The organism is Bacillus sp. WC2507 (assembly GCF_052656125.1).
Genome location: NZ_JBQXPN010000001.1, coordinates 3,066,592 through 3,086,684 on the forward strand (window position 1 = coordinate 3,066,592; position 20,093 = coordinate 3,086,684).

Genomic DNA, 20,093 nt, shown 5'->3' on the forward strand with positions numbered 1-20,093 from the left:
TTCCCCTTATTAATTTTTCCATATAAAGGGGAAAAAATCCTCTTATTGAATACGATAAATTGTTAATGAGAACACAAAGTTCATTTCGAATTTATTGATTCAGTAGAATACAACTTAGATTGTGATGGGAATAAAGTAAACACACACAATATGATAGTAATAAATAACATTATTAATGACCCTACAATAACTACAAGTTGTATAGAAATGAATTGAGTTGCAACTCCGAATAAAATCGTAATCAAAATGGTTATGACCGCAATAACAAGCCCATATATACTCCCAATCCGTCCCATGATATGGACAGGTACATTATTTTGATAAAAGGTATAAAATCCTGTATTTGCATATGCCATAGAGAAAGATAAAATAAGAAATCCGATAGCAGCTATTAAAAACTCATTTGAAAATGCATAAATTAAATAACCGATTGCAATGAATAATGATCCTATTCCAATTAAAAATGAAGGCGCTAATTTTTTAGATAAAATTGTATTTGTTATAGCTCCTAAAATAATTCCAGCTCCACCGGTACTAACTAAAAAGCCATACTCACTATCTGTTAGCAATAAAACTTTTTTCGCAAATGATAATTCAAGTGAATCATTTGCGGCAGCTAATGCCATCATCCCTTGAAATAAGAAGTACACAAAAACGATATACAAAGATTTTTTACTAAAATTTAAAACGATGTTCCAATCTTTTTTTAGTACAGCTAAAGATAGTGTGGCATTTGATGTATGAATATCAGATTTTTCATCAAGATTAGGTAGCAGAAATGTAATTACTCCTGATAAGAGAAATGCTATAGCATTTATATATATAGCAAACTCCGGTGTACTTGCTATTAACAATACTCCCGCTATCGCTGGACCAATTAAAAATGCACCAGATCCTATTAAACTTCGTAATGAGTTGAAACGTTGTCTTTTCTCAACTGGAATTAATTTAGTCATATATGTCATAGCAGTTGGCTCATAAATTGCATTGGCCATGCTAATAAAGAATACGAATACATAAACCATCCAAAGTGATGGAAGTAAAGGTAAAATAACGATAAATACCGCACGATATATATCGAGGTGAACCATTAACTTCCGTTTATTTAAACGATCAATCATACTTCCTGACCAAGCATTTGTTAATACAGCGGCTAATGGTTGAATTACATATAAAGTAGCAACAGCTAAGGCTGAGCCACCCATATGATAGACAAGTACATTCAGTGCTATTAAGTAAATCCACGCCCCTAAATTCGCAATACCAACGCCAGACAGTAGTAATAAAGGATATTTCCAATCTTTAAGTAAGTTTTTCATTTTAGGCCCCCGCTTTCCAAATTGTTTTAAAACAATAAAAAAATCCCACCCCCAAGACTTTTAGTCTTAGGGACGAGATGTATCATCGCGGTGCCACCCTAGTTTGTTAATATGTCACCATATTAACCTTATCTGGTACTGCATTTTGATTCATGCTTATACCATAGCTCTATAACGGGAGCTCCCGTCACACCACCCTCTAATAATAGATTCCGATGCGCTGCTCAGAGGCTTGATTCAATAAAGAATTTTTGCTCCTTTTCAGCTAAATGGAGCTCTCTGTGAAAAATTCATTTTATTTACTCTTCTCTTCACTGCATTTTATTTTTTCCATATTATCACAATTATTTTTAACTGTAAATAAAAAATAATCAGATATTTAATGGAGTTTCATTGTTTATTCTCTTATTTATTGTTTTTTTTAAAAATTACGGTGCGTGAAATTACTTGCATCTATTAAAAAAGAGCCTATTGTATATAGACCCTTCACATTGCCCAAATTAATTTGTATTCGCCTCTGCTAACGGTTGTAACGGTGGTTCTAATTCTAGTTCTATTATATCGCCTTCTTGTATATCATGTCCCTTTTCAATGCTTTGACTCGTTACATAGCCCGTACCTGTAGTTTTTAAATCTAATTTTAATAGTTTAGAGAAATACATAACATCACGCATGGACCAACCTTGTAAATTTGGCATTTTTGCGTTATTCCCTAGTAGAAATATACGATCGCCTTCACTCATTACTTCGCCAGACTGCGGATATTGTTTCATTATTTTTCCTTCTCCTAAAATTATCGGTTGTAGTTTCTCCTTTTTTACACGATTCTCTACCGTATCCATTGATTGGTTGACATAATTTTGTACTTTTAATTGGGATCGTTTCGTTGCATCTGCCATTTGTATTTCTGTATATGGTTTCACCTTTAAATATTCAAGGCTATTTTTCATAACTGGTTTAAATATTTCAGCAAGCGGCTGAGCTCCATATTCGTCTCCTTTTAACTTTGGTTGTTTAATAGCTAAGTATACAATTAACTCTGGATCATCAATTGGAGCCATTCCTAAAAATGAAAAAATATAATTTTCTTTTCCTTCCATATATCGTCCATTTTCAGGATTCGGAATTTGAGCTGTTCCTGTCTTACCTCCTATTGGATAACCATCCACTTTATACATTGTACCAGTACCTTTTGAGGACGTAATAACACGCTCCATTAAGTTCCTTACCTTGTCCGCTGTCTCTTTTTTTATTGGATTCCCAATTTCTTTCGGTTGATTTTCCATAATAACTTGTTTGTTTGTTGGATTTACAACTTTGTCAACGATATATGGTTGCATCATTTTCCCGTCATTTGCTATAGCAGTAGCTGCTTGGATTAATTGAATAGGAGTTACTGTAGAACCTTGTCCGAAAGAAGATGTCACTTGTTGAATTTGTGTATTTAATAATAAAGTATTTTTACTTTCACCAGGTAAATCTATTCCGGTTTTTTGGTTGAATCTAAATTTTTTCATGTATTGCTTAAATTTATCCGGTTTCAATAACTGATCTTCTAAAATAGAAAAAGCTACGTTTGATGACCTTTCAAAACCTTCATCAAATGTAATAGATCCCCATCCAAACCCACCGTTATGATCTTTAATATCAGATGAACCAACTGAATATTTTCCGGATTGGAAATATTCTTTCCCGTTATATACCCCTTCATTAATTGCAGCAGCTAACGTAAATATTTTCATTGTTGAACCGGGTTCGTATGCATTTGCGATTGGATCATTTAAAAAGTATTCGATATCACCTTTATTAGGATTAAAACTAGGTTTACTAGACATTGCTAAAACTTTCCCTGTCTTTGGATCCGCTACGATTCCTACTAACATAGAAGGATCATAGTGCTCTTGTGCCTTGTTCATTGCTTCTTCTAAAAAACCATTAATTTGTTTATCAAGCGTAAGGTATACGTTATTTCCATTTTTAGCGGGTTCTATTTTTCCTATATCATTTGTAAGAGGGATACCTCTTCGCGCGCCTACATATTCTATTTTCCCATTTGTCGAGCGCAAATATTTATCCAAACTTTTTTCAAGCCCAAATTTCCCTTCTGTATTTCCTTTATTGTCAGGTCTAGCAAAACCAAGAATATAAGATGCAAAATCTTCATTCGGATACACTCTTGCTTTCTCAGTCATAAAAGATACACCCGGGATTTTTAACTTTTTAATTTGTTCTTTCTTTTCTCTAGATAAATTCCGACCAACTTTTCCGATTTCAACTTGCGTACGCCCCTCATGGAAATTTTTTAATACGTCTTCTTTATCAATTTCAAGCGCGTCAGCTAATTGCCCTGCGGTTTCATCTTTATTTTTCACTTTGTCATTACCATTCAAATTCACAACAACACGGTATGTTGTGGAATCTTGGACGAGCACTTTTCCAGTTTGATCATAAATCGTGCCACGATTCGCTTCCAATACACCTTTTTTATTATGTTGTTCAGTTGCAAGATCCTTTACATCCACATTATGCACGACCCCTACTGCTTGAATATAAAATATACGTAAAATCATAGTAAGGAACAAAACAATAAAAGCAACCATAAAATACCGCGCGCCTTTATTCGTTTGAAGTTTATGCATGTTGCTCTCCTTTCTTTCACAATTAATTGCGGCAAAGGTGTGCTACAAATTATGTAGTTTTTACTTTCAATACTATATGTTTCGAACTTTTCTTTTTAATTCCTTTAAATCGCTCTGAAAGTAGTTATTGTTTCTGTTTTTATTTTATTTTTTTATTTATATTACGGTGCGTGAAATTTACGAATATTCCGGCATAGGATGATTAACTTATAATAAACTTACAAATTTAATAGATGCTAACTCAGTTTTTCTTTCACCACTCATTTAATGCATATGCCCTCTTCTTGTGCACAATAAAAAAGTTCCCCTCTGGATTTCCAAAGGGGAACTTTTTAACAAACCTATAAATAGTTATTTATAAAAATTAAGCTATATGATTATATTTCGCTAAAAAAGGAATTCGTTTCGCTACCAATGCGTACATTTTAAATACAAATTTTGCTATCGGTTCAAACATACGTGTACTTTGCACTACTAAACCGCTCGTAATAAATGTTAAGAAAGCTGCACCAAGTATATCTAGAGGATAATGAACTCCTACGTACATACGTGATACACCAACTAATACTGCCCAAATAAGAGCGACATATTTAAGTTTTTCTCCTCTAAGTAAAAATACAAATGCAATGGAAAATACAAGTACAGAATGATCACTAACAAATGATGAGTCTGCTGTATGTGGCACTAATTGATGTACATCATGTGATACAAACGGACGTGGATGGTAATATACCGCATGTATCACAACATTTACTAGTAATGCGATAATGACTGAAAGTGTCGTATATAACACTGTGTATTGTTTTTTAATGGCATTGACTTTCTTTCCATTATTAAACCATAAAATAAACATAAACAAAATTGCTACATAGACAGCACTATTTGTAATAGCAATCATTAGCGTATCTAATAGTTTGGACGATCCAGCAAAATTATTAAACCATTGAAATACTGTGTAATTCATAATACTCTCTCCTTACATAAATGCGTTCTTGATTTACACAGTATACAACATCAATATGAAAATGGGCTGAAACTTTTCTCATCTAATTCTCATTTTACTAGTACTGATTTGACAATATTAAGGCTAATTATAATGGCTAATTATGTATAAAGCTGAAAAACCTTTAAAACAAGACGAATTACATACTTTTCATATACATAATACATAACATAGTTATGTAAATATACTAGTTGCGAAATCATATTTTTATTACATACGAAGTGCGATATTACCAAATTGTTCGCCTTGTTCCATACGATTTAACGCCTGAAGGGCTTCTTCTAATGAATATACTTTATCAATAATTGGTTTAATTTTATGTTTCTCTATAAACTTAACCATTTCATGAAATTCCTCACGGCTACCCATAGATGTCCCCATAATATCGATTTGATTATAAAATAATGCTCGTAATGGTAATTCAATTTTATCTCCTGAGCTTGCACCAAAATTAACAATTCTCCCATTTGGTTTTAATACATCAAAGTATTTTAAGAATGTTGCTGGACCTATACTATCGATTATTAAATCTACTTTCTCTCCGCATAAACTCTCTTCCCAATTTCCAGAACTATTAAAAGAAAAATCTGCGCCATATGTTTCGGCAAACTTCCTTTTGTTCTCTATCCTCGAAGTAACACTTACTTTTGCGCCAATCGCTTTCGCAAATAACATGGCAAATGTCGCTACACCGCCGCCTATCCCCGGAATTAAAACATGTTCTCCACACTTTAATCTACCCTTTGTAAAAAGCGCTCTGTATGCAGTTAGTGCCGATAAAGATAAGACGCCAGACTCTTCCCAAGTAAGATATGACGGTTTTGCTACTACATTTTCAGCTGGTACAATCACATATTCAGCAAACGTCCCATCTCTCGGTCCACCTAGCACCTCTGGTAACTCGGGTACTTCGGCAATATTTTCCCATCCAATGCTAGGATTTATAATAACCTCGGTTTGTAATAAATCACCTGAAACATCTTCTCCAATCCCCGTAACAATACCTGCACCATCTGATCCTAGAATTAATGGTAATTGCATTTCTTTTCTATTATTCATTATAAATAAATCTCGATGATTTAAACCTGCTGATTTTAATTTCACTTTAACTTCTCCAGCGTTAGGTGTTATCTCAGGTAATACTTTATATTCTACTCCTTCAACTCCTGCTTTATATTGTTGTACGATAGCTTTCATTTTTATTCCCCCTTAATGATTCTAATGTACTAGAAAGTTCGAAATAAGCAAAATAATTTGACTGTAAAAAAAGAAGGAATGTAAAAACATCCCTTCTTTTCAATCTATTAAAGTGAAATCGTAGGCAGTGTAATCGTAACGATTGTTCCTTCGCCTTCTATACTCTCTATTTGAATAGCTCCGTTGTATCTCTCTACAAGTCGTTTGGCAATAGATAAACCTAAACCGTTTCCACCCTTTTTTCGACTCCTTGCTTTGTCCACTCTATAAAAACGGTTAAGGACAAAAGGTAAATCAGCTTCGGGTATCCCTGATCCATGATCTATAATACGAATTTTAACTTTCTCTGATTGTACTCTAGATTCAATACAAATATATTGATTAACTTCTTTTGTATATTTTACTGCGTTGTCCATTACGATAATAAGAATTTGTTCTAAGTAAGATGATGGTATTAAGACATATGCTGCATCTCCATCCAATTGCATATCAAATTGAAATTCAGTTTGAAGTATAGCAAAATTTTGTGTAACTTGTTTTAATATGCTATTTATATGGACTGGCTCAGTTGCTATTGGATGCATCTGTTCTGATTCAGCTCTTGATAGTTCTAGCAACTCTAAAACTAACTTATTTAAACGATCGACTTCCTTTAAACTAGATTGGAGCGATTTATCTAAAACTGCTGAATCATTTTTACCCCACCGATTTAACATCGACAAATGGCCTTGAATAATTGTTAATGGGGTTCTCAGTTCATGAGATGCATCTTCTACAAACTGTTTCTGTTGTGTAAAAGAAGTTTCTACTTCATCCATCATTTCGTTAAAAAGAAACGATAATTTTGCAAGTTCATCATTATTTTCACGTACTGGAACCCGTTCATTTAGCCCATTTTTCTTAATACGCTCCATCGTATCCGTTATATTTTGAACACTTGATAATAGCTTTTTCGTGATTAGTACACCACCTAAAAAACTGAGGATTAAGCCACATATCCCGGCAATAACCATTACCACTAAAATAATTTTTAATAAATGATCAAAAGCCTCTAAGTTTTTCGTAAGTTCAATAGTGCCAGTGAACTCTTTTGTTTGAATTGGTATGCGCTTAACTAATATGCGATCTTCTATATGTCTTTTTATAAATGATTCCTCTTGTGTAACTTGTTTTGGCTTTATCCACGCTTCATTAAAATCTCGTGAAACAGTAACAATTGGTTTCCCATCCATGCCGATAATACGAATCATTTGATGCTTATCAATCATATTGTTTAAGAAATTTTTACTGTTTTCAAACGTTTTACTCGAAAGGGTATCATTTTTATCTTGGAAATATGCCGCTATTTCTGTCCCTTGCCTATTTATTTGTTTCTGTTCATAATCTATAGTCCACTTATTAATTACAATAAACTGCAAAGCGCTATATAAAATGAATAAAATAAATACTAGTGTAGTGGACCAAAGTGTTAATTTCCATTTTACAGGAAGATTTCTAAGTCGATGTACAATATTTTTAATCATTTCATTATATATCCAGCACCGCGGACCGTTTGGATATATTCCTCCTTATCCACACTATGTAACTTGTTACGTAAATAACGAACATATACATCAACGATATTGGTCTCAACCATTGCGTCAAATCCCCATACTTGATCCAATAAAACATCCCGGGTAAGTACTCTATTAATATTTTTCATAAACATAAGCAAGAGTTCAAATTCTTTATTTGTAAGTTCGATTTCTTCATTTCCTTTTGTAACAGTTCGAGATTCAATCTGGAGCTGTAAATCTTTGAACGTAAGAGATGAAACATGTTTGTTTTCTATATGTTCTTCTCGTCTAAATATAACTCTCATACGTGCTAACAGCTCTTCAATTGCAAATGGTTTTGGAAGATAATCATCGGCTCCGCTGTCTAAACCTGTCACGCGATCCATAATACTATCACGTGCAGTCAGCATAATGATCGGTGTATTTTTAGTTGCCCTTAATCTACGACACACTTCTAGTCCATTTAATCCTGGTAGCATTAAATCCAGTAAAATAAGGTCATAATTTGTTTCAAGTGCAGTTTCTAAACCCTTCCTTCCATCAAACTGTATATCGACTTTATATCCTTCATACTTTAGTTCTAACTCTAAAAAATCAGCTAAACTTTCTTCATCTTCAATAATTAATATGTGTTGCAACAGTAATTCCTCCTATACAGTTAAATGAATGAGTAATCCTATTCCAAATATAATCGCAATGATTTGATGTGCTTTTCTATAAAATTTCAAGTTTGTTTTTTTATTATGCTTCTGTAAGGAAAATCCAACAATCCCTAGTATGATTAAAATGAAAAGAGAGAATATACCACTATAGAATATGAATATATGCCGACTTCCTTTTAATAAAAAATAAACACCGTGAGTAATTGATACAGCTAATACAGCATATCCAATTAATACGTGAAATTTTTTAATGAACAAATATAAATCTTTTATCAACTTAACCCCAATTATATTTTTCTTTTTAAAAAATAACCATACATGATGTAAAAACCATAACGATGCAGCTAAAATGGCTCCATACTCACCGAAAGAACCTAATTTCTTATTTAACCCTTTTACATTTAGTACGTTGTCGTAAATTACATTAATAAATAACAATGCTACACTACAAAAAATAATAATTAAGCCTATAATTTTTACTAATAAATGAAAAGATTTATTTCTTAGTAGCTTTTCCATTTCATTTAAGCTCCTTTCTAAAAAGCTTCTGTAACAAGCAGAATATCAAATAAAAAAGAAAGGAACATGAGAGAAAGATTAAAATAAAATGAGAATTTCAAGACCCCTTAAATTTTTTTAGCTTCCTTTATTATTTTTTGGATAAACGGTGCTTTTGCACTTGTATATGAAACTCGATCAAAAGGATATGTAGCTGCAAGTCTCTCTTTTAATTCTCTATAATCATTGCGTGCCCATTCATGTTTTGTTAGAAAGTCTCGAAATAAAAGATTGTTTTTCCATTCGTCACTATTATAAATATAAACATGCAAATGATGGGTACCCGCTCTCCATTTTCCCTTTCTAAAAAAGCGCCAATTAGTTGATTCTTTTGGTACATATTCATATCCAATTTTCAACAGATCATCAATCCACTTTTCGGTAATTTGCAAATCTGTTACACCAATCATCATATCAATTAGAGGTTTCGCTCCTAATCCTTGTACAGATGTGCTCCCTATGTGTTCAATAGCAATACATTCTCCTCCGAATAATGAAATAAATTTCTCCTTTTCTATTAAATACTCTTCATGCCAGTCTTTTTGATATGGTTTAATAACGATTTGTTTTTCCATTTTATTCACCTTTTTATAATTATTTATTATTATATTTATAAAATTCCATGTGATTAACATAGGATTTTCACAAAATATGTCGAATACTGAAATATACAACTTAATTATAATAAATGCGAGGTATATTATGGAAGCTAAACCAGTTGAAATTCAGTTGAATCAAATAACATTTCAATTAAAAGAACATCATAATTTTGATTGGCTATTGAAATTAGGAACCGTATTTGAGGTTTTTGACCAGCAAGATTCAGGCAATCTATCTTTCGGTGTAGAAAGAGATGGCCATAAGAAATTTATTAAATATGCAGGGGCACAAACAATTGCATATGAAGGAACTATGAACGACGCTATTGAAAGATTAAAAAAATCAGTTTCCCTTTACGAGGAATTAAAGCATGACTCGCTTATAAAACTAATTGAACATTTTCCAGTTCAATCTGGATATGTATTAATTTTTGATTGGTTTGATGGAGAATGTCTTCATTCACACTGGAGTTTCCCGCCTCCTGATAAATATAAAAATCCAAACTCTCCATTTTATAAATTTAAACATTTATCTGTTATGAAACAGATTCAATCCTTAAATTCCATTTTTTCTTTCCATACATATGTTGAAAAGAAAAACTATGTAGCAATAGATTTTTATGACGGTAGTATTTTATATAATTTTCATACAAATGAGACGAAGATTTGTGATATAGATTTATACAATAAGAAACCCTATATAAATACAATGGGACGACTATGGGGATCCTCACGTTTTATGTCACCAGAGGAATTTGAGTTAAACGCTATAATTGACGAAAAAACGAATGTGTTTAATATGGGCGCAATGGCTTTTGTGCTCTTAGGTGGTGGAAAAGATCGCTCCTTTACAAAATGGGAAGCAAGTAGGGATTTATATGAAATAGCGTATCGCGCTGTAAATGAAAACCGAACTGAACGATATGCATCAGTTGAAGAATTTTATGAAGAGTGGGTAAACGTGTCAAATACTGAAAAAATATAAACCTATATTATTTAAACAAATATATATATTATACTATTATCATGTATAATATATTTGAAAAGGAAATTCAAAATAATGAGGCAAATATTATGGACTTTGTTTATATTAATCAAAACGTATTAAATAATCTTCTTTACATTTTAATTAGTATCTTTATCTTTTATTTTATATTTGATAGCGGGCGCTATTTGAAGAAATATAAAAAGCTACTTACTATACTTTGTACGAGTATCCCTCTTATTTTATGTATGCGCTATCCTATCTATATGGATGAAAATTGTATTCATGATTTAAGACAAATACCAGTTATAATAGGTACGCTTTATGGTGGCTTCCCTGTCGGTATAATATTGTTTGCTATTTTATTAATTACAAGATTTTCATTTTATGGATTTAGTATGTTAACAATACTCGTTTATGGCACAATGTTTATCATTACAGCGTTCGCATCCGCAAAATTTAATAAGTATAATAGAAAAGTTAAAGTAGCTTATGGAATGTTTTTAACATTTTTTCTAGCAATATTTACAACTGTAATTGTATTAACTTTATCGGATTTTGAAGTGAATAATTTATACATTATTTATTTTATAATATTACCAACTACTTTGATGTTGTTTGTAATTTATTTTAATGAAGTTTTAAAAGATGCAGTATGTATGCGATCGAAGTTAATTAAAATGGAAAAAATGGAGATTGTGAGCCAACTCGCTGCTAGTATATCGCACGAGGTAAGAAATCCTTTAACTGTCGTAAAAGGATTTACTCAACTTTTAAAAACACCGAATTTAACTCCAGAATCTAGAGACGAGTATATTGAACATATACTTGAAGAGTTGCATCGTGCCCAAGGAATTATTGATGATTATTTAACATTTGCCAAACCTGCTTCAGAAAAATTAGATCATATTTCAGTAGAACAAGAGTTAACTCGAGTTATTAATATGATCTTACCTTTATGTAATATGAATACAATACATATTACGAAAGATTTCTCTAGGGCATCAATTGTTGGTAATAAACAGCACTTTCAACAATGTTTTTTAAACCTAATAAAAAATAGTATTGAAGCAATGCCTAATGGTGGTACTTTACATATCTCCTCATCTATTAGTAATAATAAAGTTATAATACGAATTGAGGATAGCGGAATTGGTATGTCACAAGAGCAAATAAATCGATTTGGCGAACCCTATTTTAGCACAAAAACAAAAGGTACAGGATTAGGTACAATGGTTGCTGTTAAGATTATTGAAACGATGCAAGGTAGTTTAAAAATCCGAAGTCTCGTTAATAAAGGTACAACTTTAACAATTACATTGCCGAAATGTAATACGAACTCATCTGAAAACAAATAAAAAAGGAGCATAATTGCTCCTTTTTTATTTGTTTCGATACATAAGTATCTTCTATGTTTTTTTAGTTTACATTTGTGGAGACTAATTAGAAATTAGTACCCTCCGCCCCAGCAGCTGCATCCAACGATAATTAATAAAATAAATAACACAACTAGTAAAGCGAAACCTCCACCAAAACCACAAGAACCACCGTAACTCATATTTTCTCCTCCTTTTGGTTTGAAAACTAATAGGTAGTTGATCATTTTAACTGGTTCGTATTATACATTATGTGAATATCCCTTTTTTGAGCATGTCTACATAAAAATAAGTAAAAGCACTCATTTGAGAGTGCTTTAAAATGGATACCAAAAGTTTTGAAATACATGTAACTTTAAATATACTGCAATAATTAAAATAAAAACACCTACAAATAAAGCCATGAAATCCCCTTTTTTCGCTTTATTTGTATAAAACCATGTACGTTTATCCTTCTTTCCAAATCCTCTTAAATCCATTGCATTTGAAACTGTATCAATTCTATCTAGTGAATGAATAATTAGCGGCCAGAAAATTAAGACACGGTTTTTCATACGAATCCATAAACTTGCTTCACCTTTTTCAAAAGCTACTCCTCTCGCCTCTTGTGCATGTTTAATAACTTTATATTCGGACTGAATATCAGGTATATAGCGTAATGCAATATTTATTGCATAGGTAATCTTATAATGAATACGAAATTTACTTAAGCTACTCACAAATTCGCTTGGGTCAGTCGTATAAATAAATATAAGTGTAAATGGTAATAACGTAAAATACTTTAACGAAAGTGTAGCTGCATAAAATACGGTTTCGTATGTAATTGTTGCATATCCAATATACACAAATGAAGTATATGATCCGATTAATTCAGATCCATGGGTTGGTGTAATAAATAAAATCATGACAGAATTTAATAAACCAAATGTAAATATAACACTAAAAACAATAAAAATTTTACGAAATGGAATTTTAGCAACTAAAAGTCCGATACATCCAATCATAAATACAAATAGCAATATGCGAAAATCAAAAAATAAAAAAGTAAGTGTCATACAGAAAATAAATAACAACAATTTCACTGCTCCATCCATGCGATGAAAATATGTACTATACACCTTCCTCCCTCCTAATAACATCAAAATAAAGTTCTACAAACCTTTCAGGAAATGCAATCCCACTAAATTTAATTAGTTTGTATAAAGAACTTTCCCTTAAGTTCGCTCTTTGTAACGTTTCTAGATGCCCTAATACAATAGACGCGGTATTATTCGCAATAATTTTCCCTTCATGTAAAACTATCGCTCTGTCTGTATATTCCAATACGAGATTCATATCGTGTGTGATAAAAATAAACGATATTCCCTTTGCAGTTAATTTTCTAATAAACGACATAAACTGTTTATAGTGATAATAATCTTGTCCCGCTGTCGGTTCATCTAATATGATAAGTTTCGGATTTGTTGTTAGTACAGATGCAATTGTTAATCTCTTTTTTTGTCCATAACTTAACGCCTGAATTGGCCAGTTTCGAAATGGATACAAACCACAAACTTTTAACGCTTCTTCCGCTCTAAGCTTAATCTCTTCCTTTGAAACCCTTTTTAATTTTAATGTGAATGAAACTTCTTCTATAACAGTATGTTGTGTAATCATATGATTTGGATTTTGCATCACATAAGATATAACCTCACCGCGTTTACGAATAGACCAAGAATTGATATTTACTTCATCAATTAAAATCCTATCATTTTTTGTTTTGTTTATCCCTATAAGACTATGAGCTAATGTTGATTTTCCAGCTCCATTATGGCCCAACAGTCCTACTATTTCCCCTTTATATAGAGAGAAATTTACATTATCTAATACTTTTTGTTTATTAGGATATGAGAACGACAAATTCTCTACATTCAATAATTCATTTTTTGTAGGACTATCTTTATAAAAAGCTTGCTTCTCCATCCACTCATTTATTACGCTACTAACATTTTCCCTTTGAAGATTTTCAATTGGGTATATTACATCATTATTACTATCAAAATGTAATCTCTTTAATACTTCTATGTACATAGGCTCTCTTAAGCCAATAGATGGTAATATATTTGACGCTAAAATCTCTTCTGGTGTCCCTATGGCAACAATTTCACCTTCATCAATTAAAATAATTTTATCTAAATCCAGGTTTAACATTTCTTCTATTCGATGTTCAATAATTACAATTGTTTTATTATATTGTTTATGTATATCTTGAATAAGTTCTATTGTATGTAAGGCGCTTAGCGGATCCAAATTTGCTAACGGTTCATCGAACAATAATATATCAGCATTTGTCGTTAACAGACCTGCTAGAGAAACAGTTTGTTTTTGCCCTCCTGATAATTCATGTGGACTTTGTTTATGAAAAGTATGCATCTTTACCTTTTTTAATGCGTCCGAAACAATCTTTTTCATATCATCTTGATTTACACATTCATTTTCTAAATAAAAAGCTACATCTTCTTCTACTGTAAGGCCAATAAATTGAGCATCTTGATCTTGCAAAATTGTTCCTACTTGTTTACTCTGTTCAAATATACTCTCTTTCCTCGGATCTTTTCCGGCAATTAAAATATTACCAGTACTAAATCCTTCATAAGAAAATGGGATTAGCCCATTGATACAATGAGCTAACGTTGATTTCCCCGAACCGCTTCGTCCAGCAACTAGTACTTTTTCTCCAGGATATATATGAAATGTAATGTCTTTTACAGTAGGCTGTGCCGCATGCTCATATTGAAAGCTAAATTGTTCAAAAGAAATAATTGGTTGCATGTTAACATCCCTACTTTTCAATTTTTAAATGTGTATGTTTCTTATTAGATTTAGCTAGACCTATTGTAATTGGCAATCCGAGAACTAAAAATACAATAACATCGGCAATTGTTGCTCCTAATACTTGTATAACAATTTTGTCAAACGGTTCTCCCATCACAATAATATCGAATGCCCCAGCAAATATAATCGCAATGACAATACCAATTAACCCAGTAATGGCTAAATAAGAAATATCTCCCTTATTATACGTCCCGTTTTTCACACTAAAGCCAACTCTTTTTTGAATGAGTCCCATTGCAAGGCCGATAAGTCCTGAACTAATAACCCACCCCCACCAAATACCCCATCCAGCGATTGTATCTGTTACGGTATGACCGATAAGTCCTATTAACAGTCCTGCTACTGGACCAAATAACGCTCCAAAAACAGTTAAAATAGCTAATGCAGGTTTAATAAATGTATTTGGTGCAATAGAAAATCCCCAAAGTCCTAATATCCCGTATAACGCTGATCCAATTCCGATTGCTGCTACTAACTTTGTTGATAATTTGTTCATTACAATTCCCCTCTCATATTAGTCAACTTTTATTACTCTATATTTATTTTAAAAATGAATTATGCATCGACACTCCCTTTCTATACAACAAAAAATGACCTCTTGCATAAGAGGTCATTTTCTTTCACGTTCAAGAATCCTCTTATCTCCAAAAAACACATTGTGTCCTCTGCGGAATTAGCACCTTCCTATGATTTTACATAGGGGTTGCTGAGGTTTCGTAGGGCCGTACCCTCCACCTCTCTGGATAAGTATGAATTTGTAATTCGTATTATGGCACTAAGAAAGATAAATTACAATAGTTTTCTAATTATTTTTATTTTTTGTTAAATAGCACATTTATATCATTGTATTCTTATCGGAATTATGAAATAATGAATTCAAAATTGTTTCGGGAGGAATGTATGATGAAAGTAATCGGTTTAATTGGTGGACTAAGTTGGGAATCTACATCGTTATACTATAAACATATTAATACACTTACACTTTCTCAATATGATCAAAATGCTAAGCTTGTTTTATATAGCATGGACTTTGGTGAAGTAACTACTTTGTTACAAAATCATCAATATGAAGAAGTGAAAAACGAATTAGTCACAGTTGCAAAAAAGGTTGAAAAATCCGGAGCTGATTGTTTATTAATGTGTTCCAATACGGTCCATTTATTTGCTGAAGAAGTAGAAAGTGCAATATCTATTCCACTTCTTCACATTGGTGATGTGAGTGCTAAAGAAGTGGTAGAACAAAATATAAAGCGTATCGGACTATTGGGTACGAAACAAACGATGGAACAAGACTTCTATAAATCACGTTTAGCGAATTATAATATTGAGACGATTATCCCAAATGAAGAGGAAAGAAATTTTATTCATCATGTTATTTTAAATGAATTAAGTAAAGGAATTATTTCAGAAACATCAAAAGAAAAACTATTACAAATTACAAAATCATTAATTCAAAATGGCGCAGAAGGTATATTACTAGGCTGTACTGAAATCCCTTTGCTTATTTCCCAAAACGACCTTACTGTTCCTGTTTTTGATACTGCTTTTTTACATGCAAATACTGCTGTGCAGTTTGCGGGATAATAATATAAAAGCATAAAGGTTGAACCTCTATGCTTTTATATTGTCCACACTATTTATTTAAAAGAGATTTAATAGCTGCAATTGCCTCATTTGAACCACCGCATTCTAAAAAACTATCATTTAGTTTTCGTATACCATGTTTATACTTTTCATTTGAAAGAACGTTTGTTACCGCTTCTTTTAAAGTTTGCGCATTAACATGCTCTTTCAATAACCTATGTGCTGCCTCAAGTTCAGTTAATCTTTGTGCTATCATCGGCTGGTCTTTATCATGTGGAATTATGATAAATGGGACATTAAAATAAATAGCATCGTGTACGCTATTCATGCCGCCATGTGTAATAAATACATCTGCTTCACTTAATATTTCTGATTGGGGTACGTATGGAGCAATTATAAAATTGTCTGGTGCTTGCTTTATTTTTGAAATATCATTTCGATCACCAATTGCCATTACGACTATCCCTTCAAAATTTGAGAAAGTATCAATACAAGTATTAAAGAATGGTTCGAGCCCTTCAAGTAGTGTCCCCATTGAAATATAAATAACTTTCTTATCTTTAAGCAATTCAAGTGGAAACTCTACATTTGTTTTACGATTTGAAATACTCGGCCCAATAAAAATGTTATTTTCTCCGAACAAATCACTATCAGGTTGAAAATAACGACTTGTGTACACGAGTGAGATATCTCCCTTATTATGCATAAATTGAAGATTATTTTTAGGCTTTACTCCAAATTCATGTTCCATTTGACATAGTAACTTTTCAGAACGTTCATCGGGTCGGAATTGTATTTCTGCATTTGGATGAAAAGGTAAAGTCTCCAATAATTTTGGAGGAATTAAAAATATAGGAGAAGAAAGTACGCCTGGAATTTGTAAATACTCCTTTACTAACTCTCCAGCACCAAATATATCGTAAATTACGAAATCAAAATTTATGCTTTCACTTAATTGTTTCGTAATTTCTAATATATATAAAGAAGTTTGAACATGTACATGAAAGAAAGAATTCAGCCCATATGAAGTTTCACTATCAATAGAAATCTCCTTTAATAAATCTGGATGGGTATATACAGTTGCTCCCAAATCTTCAATTCTGCCTTTAAAGTGTTCTGTTGTAATATAATGTACGTAATCACCCCGTTCAGTAAAGGCCTTGACTAAACTTAATGTAGGATTTACATGTCCCTCTGCCGGGAAATTAACCACTAAAATATTTAGCACTTGTTACTCACTCCTTACATTTCAATGCTCTTATTAATCATATTATAATTATTACCGTCACCCTCCCCCTAATAGTCCTAATATACTTACTACTTTAGGTTGATAAATAATTGTCAGTTAATACATTAAAAAAGGCATCTACATAAGTAGATGCCTAACCGTGATAAGGAGTGTTCTGTGAGGTTAGAATAAACTTTTCAGCTTGTCCTATGCTATCAATATATGAATTTTTTTATAAAACGTGAATAATTGATAGAATGATTTTATCCCTCTCCATCACCCATTTTGGCCTATCCCTAAATAAAGGCGCCACTGGTTTCTATAACATTTCGTATGTTTTAATCCTCTTTAGAGCTATCTATTTTCATCGTTTCTCCAGTCAATCGCTTATTTTTCAATTCAAAATAAGCATCTAAAACTTCTTTTCCAATATCAGAGTTAATACCAGATTTATCATTAATAACCCATGGTACAACTACAGAGAACGCTACTTCCGGATTATCATATGGCGCATATCCTGCTAACGTTAAGTTATAACATTCTCTTCGCTCACCTTTTTCATTTCTTCCAATATCACTTTCTCCACCGTATACAGTCTGTGCTGTCCCTGTTTTACCTGCTGGCTTATAAGATGCTTTTTGGAACGCCCTTACTCCTGTTCCATCACCTTCTTGGAATACCCTTCTAAATCCTTCTTTTACTTGATTTATATATTCCTCTTTCATATCTATCTTATTTAAAACGATTGGTTCTACTGAATGCACCACTTTACCAATCTCATCTTTTTGCGACGTTTGCTCTCTAACTTCTTGAACAATTTGTGGCTTCATTCGATACCCACCGTTTGCGATTGTTGAAATATACTGTACAAGCTGAAGCGGTGTATACGTGTCATATTGGCCAATTGAGTAGTCTAATAAGAAACCTGGTTGATTATCTTTTTTACCAATTTGTCCAGCTGTTTCATTTGGTAAATCGATGCCCGTTGGAACACCTAATCCAAATTGCCTGAAATAATACCTCATTTTATCAAAGTACTCCTGTTTAATATTTAATGAACTATTTTTCACATAATCCACACCTGCAATTTTTAATGCTGTATTAAACATATAAACGTTTGAAGAGACTTGTAACGCTCTTAAATCGTCTATATTTCCAAACTCTTTCCAAGACTTTTTCTCCTTAGTTCCTTTAAACTTCATAGGTGTATCATAAAAATAAGTACCTGGTGTTATAGCTTTCGTTTCAAATCCAGTTAAAACTGTCGCACCTTTAACTGTTGATCCAAGCTCATATGAACTAGTCATTGTGCCTAATGCATAGTCTTCAACTTCTGTTTTTCCGTCTTTTTCTACAAGTCTTTTCCCAGCCATGGATAATACTTGTCCGTTCTTCGGATTCATCATCACAACGAAAGCACGATCTAACATGGATTCTGATCCTTTATATGCCTTTAATATTTTTTCTATACTTTCTTCTACTTTTTTCTGTAATTCCATATCTATTGTTAAAGTTAAATTCTTACCGCTCTTTCCCTCAGAAACTGTTTCCGTTCTAATTGTATTCCCTTGTTTATCAGCAACGCTTCTTACTTCTTTTTTTGTACCATGAAGTACATCTTCGTATTGCTGCTCGATATAACTTTTTCCAACCCTATCATTTCGGCTATAATCACGTACCAAGTAGTAATCTAATCGTTCACTTGGCAATCCTTCATCGGCATTAGAAACATTTCCAAGAACAGATCGGAATAATCCATCATTTACATACACTCTCTCCCAATCAACCGAAACGTCTACACCCGGGAGATTTGCTAAACCCTCACTAATTATAGTAAATTCCTTTTCACTAACATCTTTTTTTATAATTTGAGGAGCCATTTGATAACCAGAAGTCATCTTACTTTTAATAGCTAATACTTTTATATCTTTATCTGTTAATTCTTGAAGATTTTTATCTGTAACTCGTTTTCTTTTTAACTCTTCTATTTTTTTATCTAGCTTCTTACCGCTAATATCCTTCTCTCTAAATATATCTATTTCTTTTTTAGACACTAGATTTTCAGCCAGTTTCGGATTTAATTGCATCCAAAAATCTTTCTTATCTGTCTCAGTTAACTTATCAATATCTTCTTGTGGCATTTCAATTATGTCGGCAAGTTGTCTTGCAGTTTTTAATATTTCTTCTGATTTTACACCTTTCATCTTTGTATATGTAATTGTACGTAAAGATTTATTATCAACTACTGGATTCCCTTCTCGATCAAATATTTTCCCGCGTGGGACAGAAAGACTAACGGTTGCATTTTCTCTCTTCTCTACTTCATTTTTATACGTCTCTCCATCAATGATTTGTACTTTACCCAACTGTATGATCATGGCAGAAAATAATAAAAATACACAAAAGAATAAAATGTTTAACCGCATCGGTATTGCTCTACCTCTTTTTTTCTCTTGTTTTTTCACCTTGTCATAATCTCCTCCTTACAACATTTCAAATAATAAATTAGTTTC

The 20,093-nt window shown here is 32.3% G+C and carries 17 protein-coding genes, 1 riboswitch and 1 other annotated feature; of the genes, 3 read left to right on the plus strand and 14 right to left on the minus strand.

Annotated features, from left to right (window positions below):
- Positions 1-80: 80 nt before the first annotated feature.
- The 8 genes from ACUN28_RS16440 to ACUN28_RS16475 all read right to left on the minus strand — a co-directional run bounded on the left by ACUN28_RS16440 (position 81) and on the right by ACUN28_RS16475 (position 9,509).
- Positions 81-1,319 carry an MFS transporter gene (locus tag ACUN28_RS16440; RefSeq protein ID WP_016087687.1) on the minus strand — a complete coding sequence of 413 codons (1,239 nt, stop codon included), beginning with the start codon at positions 1,317-1,319 and terminating at the stop codon, positions 81-83.
- 65 nt (positions 1,320-1,384) lie between these two features.
- Positions 1,385-1,643: a binding site (T-box leader), on the minus strand.
- A 176-nt stretch (positions 1,644-1,819) separates the two neighbouring features.
- Complete coding sequence (locus tag ACUN28_RS16445) at positions 1,820-3,958, minus strand: penicillin-binding protein (protein ID WP_016087688.1); 2,139 nt, start codon at positions 3,956-3,958, stop codon at positions 1,820-1,822.
- Between the two features lie 364 nt (positions 3,959-4,322).
- Complete coding sequence (locus ACUN28_RS16450) at positions 4,323-4,922, minus strand: undecaprenyl-diphosphatase (RefSeq protein ID WP_016087689.1); 600 nt, start codon at positions 4,920-4,922, stop codon at positions 4,323-4,325.
- Between the two features lie 249 nt (positions 4,923-5,171).
- Positions 5,172-6,158, minus strand: coding sequence for a zinc-binding dehydrogenase (locus tag ACUN28_RS16455; RefSeq protein ID WP_016087690.1), 987 nt, complete (start codon positions 6,156-6,158; stop codon positions 5,172-5,174).
- Between the two features lie 107 nt (positions 6,159-6,265).
- Positions 6,266-7,681, minus strand: coding sequence for a HAMP domain-containing sensor histidine kinase (locus tag ACUN28_RS16460; RefSeq protein ID WP_016087691.1), 1,416 nt, complete (start codon positions 7,679-7,681; stop codon positions 6,266-6,268).
- The gene (locus tag ACUN28_RS16465; RefSeq protein WP_016087692.1) at positions 7,678-8,352 is read right to left on the minus strand and encodes a response regulator transcription factor; all 675 of its coding nucleotides are present in this window, start codon (positions 8,350-8,352) and stop codon (positions 7,678-7,680) included. The genes ACUN28_RS16460 and ACUN28_RS16465 overlap by 4 nt, the downstream gene beginning before the upstream one ends.
- A 12-nt stretch (positions 8,353-8,364) precedes the next feature.
- Entirely contained in the window at positions 8,365-8,895 is a 531-nt protein-coding gene (locus ACUN28_RS16470; protein ID WP_016087693.1) for a hypothetical protein, read from the minus strand.
- A 107-nt stretch (positions 8,896-9,002) separates the two neighbouring features.
- Positions 9,003-9,509, minus strand: a complete 507-nt coding sequence (locus ACUN28_RS16475) for a GrpB family protein (protein WP_016087694.1) — start codon at positions 9,507-9,509, stop codon at positions 9,003-9,005.
- 127 nt (positions 9,510-9,636) lie between these two features.
- On the opposite strand from ACUN28_RS16475, the gene ACUN28_RS16480 reads away from it, so the two are divergent.
- Both ACUN28_RS16480 and ACUN28_RS16485 read left to right on the plus strand, forming a co-directional pair.
- Entirely contained in the window at positions 9,637-10,518 is an 882-nt protein-coding gene (locus ACUN28_RS16480) for a protein kinase domain-containing protein (RefSeq protein ID WP_016087695.1), read from the plus strand.
- A gap of 89 nt (positions 10,519-10,607) precedes the next feature.
- Entirely contained in the window at positions 10,608-11,876 is a 1,269-nt protein-coding gene (locus ACUN28_RS16485; RefSeq protein ID WP_016087696.1) for a sensor histidine kinase, read from the plus strand.
- 92 nt (positions 11,877-11,968) lie between these two features.
- Here ACUN28_RS16485 and ACUN28_RS16490 read toward each other — a convergent pair whose 3' ends face one another.
- The 4 genes from ACUN28_RS16490 to ACUN28_RS16505 all read right to left on the minus strand — a co-directional run bounded on the left by ACUN28_RS16490 (position 11,969) and on the right by ACUN28_RS16505 (position 15,264).
- Positions 11,969-12,076 carry a YjcZ family sporulation protein gene (locus ACUN28_RS16490; RefSeq protein WP_000120182.1) on the minus strand — a complete coding sequence of 36 codons (108 nt, stop codon included), beginning with the start codon at positions 12,074-12,076 and terminating at the stop codon, positions 11,969-11,971.
- Positions 12,077-12,211: 135 nt separating this feature from the next.
- Positions 12,212-13,012 carry an energy-coupling factor transporter transmembrane component T family protein gene (locus ACUN28_RS16495; RefSeq protein WP_016087697.1) on the minus strand — a complete coding sequence of 267 codons (801 nt, stop codon included), beginning with the start codon at positions 13,010-13,012 and terminating at the stop codon, positions 12,212-12,214.
- Entirely contained in the window at positions 13,005-14,705 is a 1,701-nt protein-coding gene (locus tag ACUN28_RS16500; protein ID WP_016087698.1) for an ABC transporter ATP-binding protein, read from the minus strand. Before ACUN28_RS16500 ends, ACUN28_RS16495 begins: the two co-directional genes overlap by 8 nt.
- Before the next feature lie 10 nt (positions 14,706-14,715).
- On the minus strand, positions 14,716-15,264 hold the full coding sequence (locus tag ACUN28_RS16505) for an ECF-type riboflavin transporter substrate-binding protein (RefSeq protein WP_016087699.1): 549 nt from the start codon (positions 15,262-15,264) through the stop codon (positions 14,716-14,718).
- A gap of 139 nt (positions 15,265-15,403) precedes the next feature.
- A riboswitch (SAM riboswitch) is annotated at positions 15,404-15,518 on the minus strand.
- Between the two features lie 150 nt (positions 15,519-15,668).
- Between ACUN28_RS16505 and ACUN28_RS16510 the strand changes: the two genes are divergently transcribed.
- Complete coding sequence (locus ACUN28_RS16510) at positions 15,669-16,352, plus strand: aspartate/glutamate racemase family protein (RefSeq protein ID WP_016087700.1); 684 nt, start codon at positions 15,669-15,671, stop codon at positions 16,350-16,352.
- Between the two features lie 49 nt (positions 16,353-16,401).
- Here ACUN28_RS16510 and ACUN28_RS16515 read toward each other — a convergent pair whose 3' ends face one another.
- Both ACUN28_RS16515 and ACUN28_RS16520 read right to left on the minus strand, forming a co-directional pair.
- Entirely contained in the window at positions 16,402-17,580 is a 1,179-nt protein-coding gene (locus tag ACUN28_RS16515; RefSeq protein WP_016087701.1) for a macrolide family glycosyltransferase, read from the minus strand.
- A gap of 338 nt (positions 17,581-17,918) precedes the next feature.
- Complete coding sequence (locus ACUN28_RS16520) at positions 17,919-20,045, minus strand: peptidoglycan D,D-transpeptidase FtsI family protein (RefSeq protein ID WP_016136706.1); 2,127 nt, start codon at positions 20,043-20,045, stop codon at positions 17,919-17,921.
- Positions 20,046-20,093 lie beyond the last annotated feature (48 nt).

Coding starts and splice junctions, on each gene's coding strand:
- ACUN28_RS16440 (WP_016087687.1), bottom strand. CDS start 1,319: ATGAAAAACTTACTTAAAGATTGGAAATATCCTTTATTACTACTGTCT.
- ACUN28_RS16445 (WP_016087688.1), bottom strand. CDS start 3,958: ATGCATAAACTTCAAACGAATAAAGGCGCGCGGTATTTTATGGTTGCT.
- ACUN28_RS16450 (WP_016087689.1), bottom strand. CDS start 4,922: ATGAATTACACAGTATTTCAATGGTTTAATAATTTTGCTGGATCGTCC.
- ACUN28_RS16455 (WP_016087690.1), bottom strand. CDS start 6,158: ATGAAAGCTATCGTACAACAATATAAAGCAGGAGTTGAAGGAGTAGAA.
- ACUN28_RS16460 (WP_016087691.1), bottom strand. CDS start 7,681: ATGATTAAAAATATTGTACATCGACTTAGAAATCTTCCTGTAAAATGG.
- ACUN28_RS16470 (WP_016087693.1), bottom strand. CDS start 8,895: ATGGAAAAGCTACTAAGAAATAAATCTTTTCATTTATTAGTAAAAATT.
- ACUN28_RS16475 (WP_016087694.1), bottom strand. CDS start 9,509: ATGGAAAAACAAATCGTTATTAAACCATATCAAAAAGACTGGCATGAA.
- ACUN28_RS16480 (WP_016087695.1), top strand. CDS start 9,637: ATGGAAGCTAAACCAGTTGAAATTCAGTTGAATCAAATAACATTTCAA.
- ACUN28_RS16485 (WP_016087696.1), top strand. CDS start 10,608: ATGGACTTTGTTTATATTAATCAAAACGTATTAAATAATCTTCTTTAC.
- ACUN28_RS16490 (WP_000120182.1), bottom strand. CDS start 12,076: ATGAGTTACGGTGGTTCTTGTGGTTTTGGTGGAGGTTTCGCTTTACTA.
- ACUN28_RS16500 (WP_016087698.1), bottom strand. CDS start 14,705: ATGCAACCAATTATTTCTTTTGAACAATTTAGCTTTCAATATGAGCAT.
- ACUN28_RS16505 (WP_016087699.1), bottom strand. CDS start 15,264: ATGAACAAATTATCAACAAAGTTAGTAGCAGCAATCGGAATTGGATCA.
- ACUN28_RS16510 (WP_016087700.1), top strand. CDS start 15,669: ATGATGAAAGTAATCGGTTTAATTGGTGGACTAAGTTGGGAATCTACA.